We start from the raw sequence: 13876 nt of genomic DNA, 5'->3' as shown, positions 1-13876 counted from the left end.
GTGGCGGCTTTGCGTAGCGCTGACCGGCATGCGGAACGATCAACTACCATGCGGACGCGTAGGCTTGGCGGCGCAGATCGGCCGCAGCCTCCAGCATGCCGCCGTGGTACCGCACCGCCTTGATGGAACCGAAGTAGAAGGGGTGGACCGAGTCTTCCACTACGCGCACGCCGGCATGCCTGAGCAGCGCGACGGTCTCGTCCGGAAAACCGGGCTCGCACATGAGCTGGCCGTCGCGGCCGATGCTCCAGCGCGGCAAGTCCAGGGCCTGTGGCAGGGGTGTGCGGTCGAGCAGAACGTTGGAGATGCATTGAACGCCCGTCGTCGTTTGGCTTACGCCGCCCGGCGATACGGCATACAGTGCCGGCCGCCCATCCTCGAAGACCATGTAGGGATTCAGCGTATGCACCGGCCGCTTGCCGGGCGCAAGCATATTGAAACGGGTCGGATCGGTGCTGAATTCGCTGAGCCGGTTGTTCATCAGGACGCCCGTCGCGGGATCCACGCAGCCGCTGCCGAATGGCTGGAATACGCTCTGCAACATGACCAGTCCATTGCCGGCGCCGTCGGCCAAAACGATGCCGGCGGTATCGCCGGGTTCGCTCCGCATGGGTTCGGGCACGGCCGCGGCAAGTGCATCGTCATGCCAAGGCCACCGAGCGTTGTCGTCGGCAACGCGGTCGTGCAGAAGGGACAGGCGCTCGCGCGCATTCATGACCTGGGCATATAGCCGCCGCGCGCGCGGCGCCGCGAAGCTGTCCTGCAGGCGCGCCAGCTGCGCCAGCATCAGGACGCCGACGGAGTTCGGCGGCATGACGGCCGCCTCCAGGTCGCCATATCGTTGCCGTACGGGTTCCCGCCAGTCAGCCGCGACGCGCTGAAGGTCCTCCTGCTGCAACAGGCCGCCGGTTTGCGCCGCGAAGGCGCACAGGGCGCGGGCCACGGTGCCTTCGTAGAAGCCTTCTTCGCCATACAAGGCGATATGTTCCAGCGTTTCGGCCAGGGCGTCCTGGCGCCACGGCGTTCCAGGCGCGCGGTCATGGCCATCGACCTGGAAGGCCAAGTCGAAGCCCGCCTGTGCGCGCACCTGTGGCCCCGCCAAGGCCAGATTTCGCGAAATCTCGCTGGAAAACGCCGCGCCATCGGAGGCCAGCTCGATGGCTTGCGCAAACAGGTCGCGCCATGGCCGGCACCCGTTCGCGCGGTGCGCCCGTGCCCATAGGCGGACCAGGCCGGGGACCACCCAACTGCGCGGCCCGCGTGCGTCGATGCTCTGCCCGAATACCGCCGCCGTGGCACGCTGGGGCGCGATGCCCGAGCCGTTGAGGGCTCGCGTCTTTCCTGTGACGGCATCATGCAGCAGCATCATCCCGCAACCGCCCAGCGAGGTGGCGTGCGGCAGCACCACGGTCAGGACGGCGGACGCGGCGATCATCGCGTCGACCAGCGAGCCGCCACGCTCCAGTTGCGCGCAGGCGGCGCGCGTCGCGAGATGATGGCCGGTCACCACGGCATTGCGGCGCCCGTAGAGGCTGGCGCGCGGACGTACCCCATCGCTCATCGCAAATATCCCGCCAGGAAGGTGCCGGCGAAGCACCCCAGACCGCAGGCCAGGGGCAGCCACCAGGAAACCTGGGGCCGCAGGCTGCCCGAGGCCGCCGCGGGACGGTGCGGAGTAGGTGTCGGCTCGTACTGCCCTGCGCCATCGCCGCGGAACGATTCGGGCTCGACCAGGGGCGCCGCCAGGCGCTTCTGGACGTTATGGAAGAACCGTTCCGAAAATTTGCGCGCCGCGCCATCGATCAGGCGGCTCCCCAACTGCGCCAGCTTGCCGTTGATCGCCGTCTCCGCGGAATACGCCAGCAGCGTGCCGCCGGGCATGTCGCTGAGCTCGATGCGGATGCGGCCCTGGGCCGAGCCTGCCATGCCGCCGTTGCCTTCCCCGACCAGCACATAGGACTGCATGTCGGTTTCCACTTCGCGGCGGAAAACGACGTCGAATGATGCGCGCACGGGGCCTACGGCGCTGACCAGGGTTGCGGCGTAGCGGTCGGTATCGACCGCCTGCAGGTTTTTGCAATCCGGGATCGTGGCGCGCAGGAAGTCGGCATCCGCCAGCGCGCGCCACACCGTGGCGCGGTCGGCCGCCAGCGTCTTGCTACCGTCTATCAGCATGGCTGTGCCCCGTATCCACGTGTATGCCGGCCAGCGCAAGGCCGCGGTCGGCGATGCGCATGCGGTTGTTCAGCGAACGGAAGCGGCCGAAGCTCCACACCACCAGGGGCCGCGCGAAGTCCAGCACCGTGGGCCACTGCCGCGTGAACGCATCGTAGCGGCAGGCCCAGGCCTGGGTGCGGTCGCTGATGAAGCGTACCCGCCGCTCCCACTCCCGCAGCGCAGCCGGGATGTCGGTGGCATCGCGCACCAGCGTGGCCAGCGCCAGGGCATTCATCAATGTCAGTCCGGCGCCCTGGCCAAGGGTGGGCGGCAGGCCATGGGCGGCGTCGCCCAGTATGGCGACATTGTCCACGGCCCAGCGCGGGCAGCTCACCACGCCATAGGGGTATTGTGTCGCCGGAGCGGCGGCAAGCACCTCGAACAGGGGCCGCAGCAGCGGAAAGCGGCGCGACCAGTCGGCCACATCCAGCGGCAGGCGCGCGGCTTTGGCGTCGGATGCCGGAGCCACCATGTAGACATAGGTATGCGCCGGTCCGGCGGGTGTCACCCCTATGCGGCGGTTGCCCGACCAGTGTTCGACCGTTTGCAACTCGGCCGTGAACGCGCGTGATTCGATCAGGAAGCGGTCTATCAGCGTAGGCAGTTGGGTGAAGCCCCCGCCGATGTCCAGCGATTCCCGCACCGCGGAATGCACGCCATCCGCCCCCACGATCAGGTCGGCCGGGTGGCTGCCGTCCGTGGTATGCAGCTGGCCTTTGGCCGCACCGGTGACGCGGGATCCCGTAAGGATTTCCACGCCGCTGTCGAGCGCCACGTCGCGCAAGCCTTCGATCAGGGCCTGGCGGGGAAACGTGTGGACGCGCGATGGCCCGGCCAGTTGGCGTTCCTGCTTGACGCGACCGTCGGCGAAGCGGATCTGCGCGCGCTCCAGCCTGGTGCCGCGCGCCTCGATGCGGCGCATGACGCCCAGGTGTTCGAGAACTTCGAGGCTATTGTTCTTGATGTAGATGCCGGCGCCGATTTCCCGGATCTCATCGCCTTGTTCGTGGATGCGGACGCGCCAGCCCTGGCGGGCCAGCAGCGCGCCGGCGGTCAGGCCGCCGATACCGCCCCCGGCAATTTCTGCGGTGCGTGTCATGCTGTCCTCACTCGATCTCGACGACCATTTCCAGCTCGATCGGCATATTGAAAGGCAGGGCCGCGAAACCCACCGCGCAGCGGGCGTGTATCCCGGCGGCGCCGAATACGGCGGTCAGTACGTCGGAAGCCCCGTCGATGACCTCCGGTTGGCGGAAGAAGTCCGGCGTCGATGCCACCATGCCGAACAGGCGCACCACGCGCTTGACGCGGGACAGCTCGCCGATTTCGCCTTTCAGCGAGGTCAGCGCGCTGATTACCGCATTGCGGGCGCCTGCCTTGCCTTCCTCGATGGACACTTCGCCACCGAGTTTGCCTTTGTGCGTCTGCAGGGAGCCATTGAAGGTGCCGTGGCCGGCGACGAAGACCAGATTGCCCGTGGTGACCGCGCCCGCGTAGTTGCCGACGGGCTGGCGCCGCTCCGGCAGTTCGATGCCGAGCTCGGCCAGGCGGGCTTCCGGCGTGGCGCCCTTGAGCGTGTTGAAGGTTTCGATGGACATGGCAGGTTCCTAAGGGTTGGATGATGGGTTGCGCTCGCGCAGGATGCGCAGCTGTGTGGCCGCGCCGGAGGTGAGCAGGGCGTGGATGGAAAATTCGTCGCGCAGGCGTTCCGGATTCATCTCCAGCAACGCTTCGCGTTCGTCGGGCGCCAGCGCATAGTCGTCGCACCATGCTTGCGGATCGGCCAGGTAGCGGCGCGCGCTGTCGGGGTCGCTGCGCAGGCGGTACAAGGCTTCCACCAGGGGCACTCGCTGGGGCGGCAGCGCGGGATAGATCAAGGGCGCGGTTCCGATGGCTTCGGTCAGATCCCAGGCCAGCACGCTGTAGGTGTGATGCCAGGAGGGCTCGAAGGTAGAGATGAAGGGTTTGCGGTTGCCCATGGCGCCTGCGGCGATCAGCGGCGCGCGCAATTCCAGATTCCCCGTGCGATCCAACGCTGCGTCGTCCAATGCGAGCAGGGCGGTAAGGTTGCCGGCGCGCATCTGCTCGTACAGCTGTCTGTCCGTGTCGACGTCGGGATGCGGATAGTGCGCGGTGCCCGGATAGTGGGACAGGCCGCCGCTGGCGATCAGCACGGCGCGGCGTCCCATGCGCGCGACGGCGCGCGCCAGGCCCTGGCCGAAGGCGTGGCAGCGCAGCGCCGACGGCTGCGGCGGTACGTAGGCATTCACGAAGATCGCCGTCAGCGGTACCTCCCGGCCGAAACCCATGAACTCGTGGGGGATGGTGAAGGCGGTGGGAAGCCTTGCCGACAGGGTATAGGCGAGGTCGAATCCTTCCTGTTCCATGGTCCGCACCAATCCGTATCCCATGGATGGATCCAGCGTCCACGTGCCGCGGTGCTTGTGCATGCCGTCGGCGGTGGCGGCGGCATGCACGCAGAAGGCGGGTACCGAATGCGTTACGAAGTGGTCGCCGTGATCATTGGACATCATGATGATGCAGTCGGGCCGCAGCGCTCGCAGGCGTTCGCCGGCCTCTGCCATCGCGGCACGCACCCGTTCGACCTGCTCAAGATCTTCGGTTTCCGGCCGCGACAGGAACTGGGGCGCGTGCGGCACGCAGGCCACGCCGACGATGCCCGTTTGCGGGGAAGGATTCATGTCGATTCCTCTATGGTGGTCTGGATGGCGGCGACAATGCCCTGGTAGCCGGTGCATCGGCAGATGTTGCCGCATAGGTGTTCGCGGATACTGGCGGGGCAAGGGGACTGGCCCCGCGATACCATGTCGTGGGCCGTGATCAGCATGCCCGGCGTGCAGAAACCGCACTGCAAGCCATGATGGCGGTGCAGCGCGTCGCGCAGGCGATCCGCCAGGGCGTCGTCGAGGCCTTCGGCCGTGGTAACGGCGCAGCCGCCGCAAGCGGCGGCCAGGGTCAGGCAGGCGCGTACCACTTCGCCGTCGACGATGACGTTGCAAGCGCCGCACACGCCGTGTTCGCAACCCAGATGTACCGACGTGGTGCCGGCCAGTTCGCGCAGTGCGTCCGCCAGGCTGGCATGGGGCTCCACTTCCATCGTCGCCGTCTTGCGGTTGACGACCAGGTCGACGCTCAGGCGGGTTTCAGTCATGGTGATGCTCCCGCGCCTGTTCGATGGCGCGTAACAGGTTGGCGGCATGGCGATGATGGGCGGCGGCCGGTTCGCCGGGCAGCAGCTGGACCACCTCGTCCATGGCTTGCCGCATCAGCTGCGCGGCGTCGGGGTGGCCGGCATCGAGCAGGGCGGCGCATCCTTGCAGCGCGCGTGGGCCGGTGGAGGGCGCCATGATCCAGCAGGACCATCGTCCCGACGCGCGCCGCAGCGCCACCGCCGATGTGGTGGCGTACTCGCCGGCCCGATGCATCAGCTTGGCGCGGCCCCAGGCGGTCAAGCCTGCGTTGTCCGCATCCAGCGTGACGGCGGTCAGCAGCTCATCGATCTCGATGGCGGTGGTGAGCGGTCCCTGGATGAAGTCGCGCAATGCGGCTTCGCGACGCCCGCGCAGGCTGCGCAGCTCGACGGTGGCATCCAGGGCCGAAAACAGTAGTGGCCAGTCGCCGGCGGGGTCTGCGTGGACCAGGCTGCCGCCCACCGTGCCCTGCGTGCGCACGGCCGGGAAAGCGATTTGCTCTGCATGCGCCGCCAGCAGGGACGCCAGCGGCGTAGTGCGCGCGCCCCGGGCCAGATCGGCGTGGGTAGTCATGGCGCCGAGCGATAGGGTGCCGTCGCGCGATCCCGCGCCGCGCAGCATGGGCACGCGCTTGAGATCCAGCAGCACCGCCGGACGAGCCAGGCCGTAGCGCATGGTCGGCAAGAGGCTCTGCCCGCCTGCCAGCACCTTGGCGTCGCTGCCCAGCGCTGCCAGGGTGTCCAGCGCGTCGTCCAGGGAGGCGGGCGCCCGGTATTCGAAATCCGGCAGCTTCATCGCGTTTGCTCTCCCGCCAGCCACTGCGCCAGCAGGTAATCAGGGTCTATCGGCGTGCGATCCACCGCCACTCCGCGTTCATGCAGCGCGGCGCGCACCGCGTTGGCGATGGCGGCGGGCGGCGGGACCGACCCGCCTTCGCCCATGCCCTTGACGCCGAAGGCGGAGAAAGGCGAGGGCGTGCAGAGATGGATGATCTCGATATGCGGGACCTCCATGGCGCTGGGCACCACGTAGTCGCCGAAAGTCACCGTCAGCGGCTGGCCGTCCCGGTTGTAGCGCATGGCCTCGTACAGCGCCTGGCCGATGCCCTGCGCGACGCCGCCTATGACCTGCCCATCGGCGATCAGGGGGTTGACGACGGTGCCGCAGTCTTCGACCACCAGGTAATCCGTGATCGTGACGAAGCCCGTGTCGACATCGACCTCCACGCGCGCGGCGTGTACCGCATAGGAAAACGTTCCGGTTTCGACGCTGGGCCGGTAGAAGGCCTGCAGCGACATGCCCGGCTCGATGTCCTTCGGCAGCTTGTGTATCTGCACGGTGGAGATGCGGGATACTTCGGCCAGGCTCAGGCTGCCGTGCACGCCATGCAGCGCGCCATCCCGCAATGCCAGCTCGCCGGGCGCGTCGCCCAGGTTCGCCGATGCGATGCGGCGCGCCTTGGCTATCAACGCTTCGCAGGCCTGGGCCACCGCGCCGCCGCCCATGACGATGGATCGGGACGCGACGGTTCCCATGCCGTAGGGCGTGGCGGCCGTATCCCCCTGGCGCACGCGTATATCGGCGATGGAAATGGCGGTGATCTGCGCGGCGATCTGCGCATAGCTGGTGGCGTGGCCCTGGCCATGGGCGAGCGTACCGACATCGATCTCCAGCGTGCCGTCGCCGTTCAGGGTGACCCGTGCAGCCTCGTGTCCATAGACGGTGGGAGAGCCGCGCCGGAACCATTCCTCCGATCCGTGTCCTGCTTGTTCGACCAGCATGGCGTAGCCGATGCCGGCGCGTCGGCGTGCATGCGCAGGCGGGCGCGTGCGCCAGTTTGTTTCGACATGCCGCGCCGCCTCGTCCACCGCTTGCCGGTAATCGCCGGAATCGTAGGCCAGCCCGGTCGCGGTCACGTAGGGCATTTTCTCCGCCGGGATCAGGTTGCGCCGGCGTACCTCCACCGGATCCATACCGAGGCAATGCGCGACTTCGTCGACGATGCGCTCCATGGCGAAGCACCCGCCTGGCCGGCCGACGCCGCGATAGGGACCGACAGGGCTTTTGTTCGTATAGATGCTGATCGCCTGGAAGCGGTAATGCCGGATGTCGTAGGGACCCAGCATCACGTTGGCCGCCATGTTGGCCTCGATCGCCCCGGTGGACGATTTCGCGCAATACGCGCCCGCGTCGACGATGAAGGTCGCGTCGACCGCGTGGATGCGGCCCGTGTCGTCGAACCAGGCGGCGATATCCTGGTCGTGCTGGCGGCTATGGTTGCTGGCGACGAAGTGCTCGTAGCGGTCTTCTATCCATCGCACCGGACGGTCCAGCTCCATGGCAAGCGCGGTCAGCAAGACTTCTTCGGGATACAGGTTGCTCTTGGCGCCAAAGCCGCCGCCGACGTCCGGTACGATCACGCGCAGGTCGCTTTCCCGCAAACCCGGTATCTGCGCGGTGATGAAGCTGCGTATCAGGTGGGGACGCTGCGTCGACAGGTGAACATGCATCGCGCCGCTGGCCTTGTCGCGATAGGCCAGGCAGCCGCGGCCTTCCAGGGGGCTGGCCAGCACCCGTTCCATGGTGAAGCGGCGTTCGATGCGGTGCAGCCCTGCACCGTCGCGCGCGGCGGCCTCGATGCGGTCGAAATCGCCGATCGTGCGCGCGGCGCGCATGATGAGATTGCAGTCCAGGTTCCCATGCAGCGGAATGCCGGGGCGTTCCCATTCGCTGCGAGCGTCCAGTACCGGCGCCAGCGGTTCGATATCCAGCGAGATCGACTCCGCCCAGCGTTCGGCCTGCGCCCGCGTGGGCGCCATGACGAGTGCGACCGGCTCGCCGACGAAGCGCACCTTGCCCGTGGCCAGCAGCGGATAGGGCGCCCCATGGAAGCCGTCGCGCAGCAACTCCGCCTTGATGGGGAGGGCGCGTCCTTCAAAGTGTTCCGCCAGCCTGATGTTTCCGGGCGGCACATCCTCGCCTGGATGCACGCCCTTCAACACGCCATGCGCGACGGGGCTGCGCACGAAGGCGATTTCCAGGCAATCCCGCACGGCGATGTCCGCGATGAAGGCCGCGGCGCCGGCGAGGTGGCGTGCGTCTTCCCGGCGCGGGACCCGCGCGCCGATGAGGTTCGCCGCGATGCCGGCATTGCGTGCCGGTGCTTCTACGCTGTGCATGGTCTTACTGGTCCACGGTAATGTTGCCGGCCTTGATGATGGCGATCCATTTCTCGCTATCGGCTTTCATCCGGTCGGCCAACTCCTGGGGCGTTCCGCCTGTGGGTACCAGGCCCAGGTCGAGCAGGCGCTTCTGGATTTCCGGTTTGGCCAGGATGCGGTTGATCGACGTGTTCAACTGCTTGACGACGCCGTCGGGGGTGGCCGCCGGTGCCAACAGGACGAACCAGCTGGCCATATCCGTATCCGGCAAGCCGAAGTCCTTCAGCGGCGGAACCTCGGGAAGGGTGGGAAAGCGTTTCGGGCCGGCGATGCCCAGGACGCGGATGCGCCCATTGGTGATCTGCGGCAGGGCAGGAGCCAGGTTCTCGAACGAATAATCGACTTCGCCGGACGCCAGTGCGACGACCTCCGGTCCGCTCCCCTTGTAGGGGATATGTACGCCCTTGAGGTGCTCCACCTGGTTGAGCCACTCGCCTGCCAGATGCAAGGTACTGGCCGTGCCGGCGGAGCCGAAGGACAGCTTGTTGCTGTCCGACCGCTGATGCGCGGTGGAGAGAAACTCCGGTACGGTCCTGGCCGGCATGGTGGGGCCGACGATCAGGAAGGCGGGAACATCCACCAGGCCGATGACCGGACGCAGCGAGCGGGCGGCGTCGTAGTTGAGGTTCTTGTACAGATAGGCGTTGTTGATCACCGAGGTGGTGGCCAGCAATAGGGTATGGCCATCGGCCGGCGCATTGATCACGAACCGCGTAGCGATCTGCGTGCTGCCGCCCGGCTTGTTTTCCACGATGAAGGCCTGGTGGTATTCGTCGTTCAACTGCTGCGCGACCACGCGCGCCACGATATCTGACGCGCCGCCAGCCGCGAAGGGAACGACGATGGTCACCGGACGCTCGGGATAGGCAGCCTGAGCCCCGCCCATGCTGGTCGCGATGCATCCCACCGCGCAACCCGCGCGGATCAAGCGACCGAGCCAGATTGAGCCTTTCGCGTTTGAAAAACTGAACATTCATTTCCCCTTGAAGTATACGTAAAGCAAATAAAGTATACGAGATGGGGGAATAATATCTGAGCGTGGTAGCATGTCAAGGAAAATCTGGCTCATCGCGAGCCGCGACATCCGGAACCTTCATGGCAACCATCGCTGAAGACCTGCAGTCTTCGCCCGCCGGCGCGGGGACACGCGCCACCCGCTTACCGAACGTCTATGAGGCCTTGTTCGAGCAGATCGTTACCGGCAAGCTGCGCGCCGGGGAGCGCCTGCTGATCGACGAATTGGCGGAACGGTTCGGCGTTAGCAAGATTCCGGTTCGCGAAGCCCTGAAGGCGCTGGAAGCAAAAGGATGGGTGGAATCGGCGCCGCGTCGTGGCACCTACGTGCGACGCCTTTCGATGGCCGAGCTGCACGAGCTCTTCGAGTTGCGGCAAATCATCGAACCGGAAATCACGGCCATGGCGGCGCACAGACGTCGCACCGTGCACCTGCAGCAACTGCTGGCGCTGGTAGAAGAAGGCGAGCGCGCCGTGGAGCTGAATGACTTTGTCAGCAGTTCGCGGGTGAATTCGCAGTTCCATACCGTCATCGCGCAGGCCGCGGACAATGCGCTGGCATTCTCGGTGATCCAGGAACTGGAACTGCGGCTGTGCCGCTACTTTTTCGTGGCGGAATGGGAGGAGCGCAAGGAATCGATGCGCCAGCACCAGCGGCTGTACGAGGCGATTCGAGCCCAGAATGCCGACGAAGCCCGGCGCCTGACGATCGCGCACCTGCGCCACACCGAGGCCATGGCGACGCGTTCTATCTCCGCGCAGCGCACGCCCGAACTCGCCGAGTAGGGTCAGTCGCCGATAGGGTTGCGAAGGATGCCCAATCCTTCGATCCGCGCGGTGACGACATCTCCCTTTTGGAGATAGCGGGGCGGCACCAGCCCCAACCCCACGCCGGACGGCGTTCCCGTGGCGATGATGTCGCCTGCCTCCAGCGTCATGCCGCGGGACAACTGGGCGATGATGTCGGGGATCTTGAACAGCAGATCGCTCGTGTTGGAATCCTGCCGGCGTTCGCCGTTCACATCCAGCTGTATCGACAGCGCGTGCGGGTCGGGAATCCCCCGCTTGTGCACGATGCAAGGTCCCATCGGGCAATGGCGGTCCAGCGCCTTGCCCCTGAACCACTGGCCATGCGCCTTCTGCAGATCGCGCGCGCTGATGTCATTGATGACGGTGTAGCCGAATACGTGTTCCATCGCCCGTTCGGCGGGGATGTCGATGCCGCCTTTGCCTATCACCACGCCCAGCTCGACTTCGTAGTCGAGTTCCCGGGTGATGTGCGCGTGCGCCGCGATGACGGCGTCCGGACCTATGACCGATGTCGGTGGCTTGGTGAAGACTTCGATCGCCTTTGGAAAGTCATGGGGATCGCGACCGCGCGCACGGTTGCCTTCAATGATGTGTTCGCGATAGTTGCGCCCGATGCAGAAAATATTCTTCGCCGGGCGGGGGATCGGCGCCAGCAGGCGCACGTCGGGCAAGGGCGCCACAAAGCGGGCATCGCCGGCATGCGTCAACAGCAGCGCCTCGGCTTGTTGCATGCCCTGGTCGCCCAGTGCCAACAGGTCGCCCACATGAGCCGGCGCGTTTGAGCCACCTTCATGAAGCCATGCCGATGTCAGGTCGAAAACGGTCTCCGCATTCAGGAGCATGCCGAGATGGGAAGACGTGCGCGCAAAGGTAAGGAGTCTCACGGGGTCTGTGAAAAGAAGAAGGACGGTGGCTAAATAGTATACGAAAGCATTTAAAAGTATACGTTATGGGATGGCCGAGGGTATGCCGCTGGATGGCCGGATTCCCGACCCGCACCGACATGGCGTCAGCGTCGCGTAACCCTCCCGCCCGGGCACCCAAGGCTCCTTCGGCGCGCCGCCGCCGTCTGCCCCGCCGGTGCCCGGCCGGCGGGCACCGGTCACCCAGTCGCATGACGTTGTTGCGAATAGTAATCATTACCATATAAGATCTCGCCTCATTCATTTTTATGTCAGGGGAGAACTAAGCGTGGTGTTCAGAGCAGTAGTCCTGCGGGCGCAAGCGCCGTGTTGCACGGGTATCGTGGTCAGGGGCACGGTATTGGCGGCCGCCATCGGTTTGGGCCTGCCGGTGCCGTCGCAGGCGCAGGATGTGGTTCCGACTGCCATCGGTGGCCCCGGCGGCGGCGCCGCGGCCAGCCAGCCGGTGGCGCAGTTGCCCGCCGTGAGCATCGAGGCGACGGCCGTGGACGACGACACGCTGGTGCACTTGCAAACGCCCGTCAACGGCGGCGCGCTGGGCACGCGTACCCAGCTGGAAACACCGTTTTCCACCACCGTCGTCACGGCCCAGGACATCGAAGACCGCCAGGTGAACAAGCTCGGGGATGTGTTCGCGCTGGACGCGTCCGTCTCCGACAACAGCGCCGCCTACGGTGCCTTCGCCAGTTATCTGACGGTGCGCGGCCTGCCGCTGGACTGGCAGAACTCCTACCGTATCGACGGCAAGCCCTTCCTGAGCTACGTCACCGTGCTGCCGTACGAACAGTTCGAGCGCATCGAATTGCTGAAGGGCGCGTCCGGCTTCATGTACGGCTTCGGCACTCCTGGCGGATTGATCAACTACGTCACCAAGAAACCCACCGACGAGCCGGTCCGCGCCATCGATATCGGCTATGTCTCCAAGAGCCTGATTCATGAGCATTTGGACATCGGTGGACGGGCAGGCGCCAGCGGCGCCTTCGGTTACCGGCTGAACGCCACGCATGAAGAAGGCAGCACCTACAACGATGGGTCGCTCTACCGGAACTCTTTTTCGCTGGCGCTCGATGCACGGCTGAGCGACGCGTTGACCTGGGATTTCCAATCCATTTACCAGGACCGCAACGCCATCGACCAGGAGCCGACGATCTATGCCGGCGCCATGTCGGGCAATCGCCTGCCCAGTCCCGTGCGCAACGACGACAACACGCTGGTCGGCAACGGCACCTATGCCGATAACCGGTTCCGCTTCTACGCCACCGGCCTGACCTACGAACTGAATTCCGATTGGACCTTCCGCACCGACTACAGCTATAGCACCACCCGGACACGACGCAATGAATCGGTTCTGTTCCTGCGCGATAGCCTGGGCAACTACGACGACTATCACTCCGATTACGGCGAGGCGTATTCGTACAACCAGTGGCAGGGCATGCTGCAGGGCAGGTTCTACACGGGGACGCTGCAGCATCAGGTCGTGATGGGCGCGTCGTGGCAGAAACAGAAGAACGACTACAGCGCCAACGGCGTCTATCGCTTCATCGGCACCGGCGACCTGTGGTCGCAGAACACCAATACGTACTACAGCGAGGGGGCGCTGGACCTGTATCGCGCCGCCGAGATTACCCAGAAGTCCATCTTCCTCAGCGATACGGTGGACCTGGCGCATGGATGGTCCGTGCTGGGCGGTATCCGCTACACCGACTACAGCCAGACCGGCTTCGATGCCGACGGCGCCCGCTCGTCGGAGTACGACAAGAACGGCGTGCCGACGCCTACCGTGGCCCTGATGTACAAGATCACGCCGCAGACCATGGCCTATGCCAGCTATATGGAATCGCTGGAGCCCGGGTCTTCGGTGGGCGCGACGTATGCGAATTTCGGCGAACTGCTGGATCCGCTCAAGAGCAGGCAATACGAAGTCGGCATCAAGACCGAGCACGAAGACTGGGCGGCCACGGCCGCCGTCTTTCGCATCGAAAAAAAGGCCGAATACACCAACGCCGCCAATGAGCTCGTCCAGAACGGCGAGTCCGTCTACCAGGGCGTGGAGCTGGCCGGGTCCGTGCGCGTGGCGCGCGACTGGAACGTCGGCAGCAGCCTGATGTTCCTGGATTCGGAATACCGCAAGGGGTCCGATTATGTGGGCAACCGCGTCGCGGGCGCGCCCCGGTTCGTGGCGGCCGCGCAGGTGACCTATAGCGTGCCCTACCTGCCGGGCCTGAAGCTGCGGGCCGACGCCAAATACACCGGCGCCACGATGGTGGGCGCGTCCAACAATGTAAAGGTGGACGACTACACCATCGTCAATATCGGGGCGATCTACGATACGCGGCTGTACGGGTACGACACCACCTTCAGGGCCGGCATCAACAACCTGGCGAACAAGAAGTACTGGATGTTCCAGTCCGCGGATTATGTGAAAGCAGGGGACCCACGCAGCTTCATGGTGAGTGCGACCCTGCGCTTTTGACGGAGT

Annotated in this window: 12 protein-coding genes; 2 read left to right on the top strand and 10 right to left on the bottom strand. The window is 65.8% G+C overall.

Features of this window, described 5'->3' with window-relative positions; translation table 11 throughout:
* Nucleotides 1-43: 43 nt before the first annotated feature.
* From BAU07_RS16300 to BAU07_RS16260, 9 genes are read right to left on the bottom strand one after another with little or no spacing between them, the layout of a single operon-like run.
* Complete coding sequence (locus BAU07_RS16300; protein WP_066659594.1) at nucleotides 44-1561, bottom strand: gamma-glutamyltransferase family protein; 1518 nt, start codon at nucleotides 1559-1561, stop codon at nucleotides 44-46.
* A complete protein-coding gene (locus tag BAU07_RS16295) occupies nucleotides 1558-2175 on the bottom strand; it encodes a CoxG family protein (RefSeq protein ID WP_084026073.1) in 618 nt (205 codons plus the stop codon). Before BAU07_RS16295 ends, BAU07_RS16300 begins: the two co-directional genes overlap by 4 nt.
* Nucleotides 2159-3316, bottom strand: coding sequence for an FAD-dependent oxidoreductase (locus BAU07_RS16290; RefSeq protein ID WP_066659583.1), 1158 nt, complete (start codon nucleotides 3314-3316; stop codon nucleotides 2159-2161). Before BAU07_RS16290 ends, BAU07_RS16295 begins: the two co-directional genes overlap by 17 nt.
* 7 nt (nucleotides 3317-3323) lie before the next feature.
* On the bottom strand, nucleotides 3324-3815 hold the full coding sequence (locus BAU07_RS16285; protein WP_066659582.1) for a RidA family protein: 492 nt from the start codon (nucleotides 3813-3815) through the stop codon (nucleotides 3324-3326).
* Nucleotides 3816-3824: 9 nt separating this feature from the next.
* A complete protein-coding gene (locus BAU07_RS16280) occupies nucleotides 3825-4919 on the bottom strand; it encodes a DODA-type extradiol aromatic ring-opening family dioxygenase (protein ID WP_066659581.1) in 1095 nt (364 codons plus the stop codon).
* Entirely contained in the window at nucleotides 4916-5389 is a 474-nt protein-coding gene (locus BAU07_RS16275; RefSeq protein WP_157122264.1) for a (2Fe-2S)-binding protein, read from the bottom strand. The genes BAU07_RS16280 and BAU07_RS16275 overlap by 4 nt, the downstream gene beginning before the upstream one ends.
* The gene (locus tag BAU07_RS16270; RefSeq protein ID WP_066659579.1) at nucleotides 5382-6224 is read right to left on the bottom strand and encodes an FAD binding domain-containing protein; all 843 of its coding nucleotides are present in this window, start codon (nucleotides 6222-6224) and stop codon (nucleotides 5382-5384) included. Before BAU07_RS16270 ends, BAU07_RS16275 begins: the two co-directional genes overlap by 8 nt.
* Nucleotides 6221-8608: a xanthine dehydrogenase family protein molybdopterin-binding subunit gene (locus BAU07_RS16265; RefSeq protein ID WP_066659578.1), complete on the bottom strand. Its 2388-nt coding sequence runs from the start codon at nucleotides 8606-8608 to the stop codon at nucleotides 6221-6223. The genes BAU07_RS16270 and BAU07_RS16265 overlap by 4 nt, the downstream gene beginning before the upstream one ends.
* Before the next feature lie 4 nt (nucleotides 8609-8612).
* Nucleotides 8613-9623 (bottom strand): Bug family tripartite tricarboxylate transporter substrate binding protein, encoded by a 1011-nt coding sequence (locus BAU07_RS16260; protein ID WP_084025826.1) that lies wholly within the window; start codon nucleotides 9621-9623, stop codon nucleotides 8613-8615.
* 122 nt (nucleotides 9624-9745) lie between these two features.
* Between BAU07_RS16260 and BAU07_RS16255 the strand changes: the two genes are divergently transcribed.
* Nucleotides 9746-10450 (top strand): GntR family transcriptional regulator, encoded by a 705-nt coding sequence (locus BAU07_RS16255; RefSeq protein WP_066659574.1) that lies wholly within the window; start codon nucleotides 9746-9748, stop codon nucleotides 10448-10450.
* 2 nt (nucleotides 10451-10452) lie between these two features.
* Here BAU07_RS16255 and BAU07_RS16250 read toward each other — a convergent pair whose 3' ends face one another.
* The gene (locus BAU07_RS16250; RefSeq protein ID WP_066659571.1) at nucleotides 10453-11358 is read right to left on the bottom strand and encodes a fumarylacetoacetate hydrolase family protein; all 906 of its coding nucleotides are present in this window, start codon (nucleotides 11356-11358) and stop codon (nucleotides 10453-10455) included.
* 430 nt (nucleotides 11359-11788) lie between these two features.
* On the opposite strand from BAU07_RS16250, the gene BAU07_RS16245 reads away from it, so the two are divergent.
* Nucleotides 11789-13870, top strand: coding sequence for a TonB-dependent siderophore receptor (locus BAU07_RS16245; RefSeq protein ID WP_066665490.1), 2082 nt, complete (start codon nucleotides 11789-11791; stop codon nucleotides 13868-13870).
* Nucleotides 13871-13876: the final 6 nt, after the last annotated feature.

It is taken from the genome of Bordetella flabilis (genome assembly GCF_001676725.1).
GTDB classification, from domain to species: Bacteria; Pseudomonadota; Gammaproteobacteria; order Burkholderiales; family Burkholderiaceae_B; genus Bordetella_C; species Bordetella_C flabilis.
The sequence above is the reverse complement of the archived record's forward strand: the minus strand, read 5'-3'. Positions and strand labels throughout refer to the sequence as shown.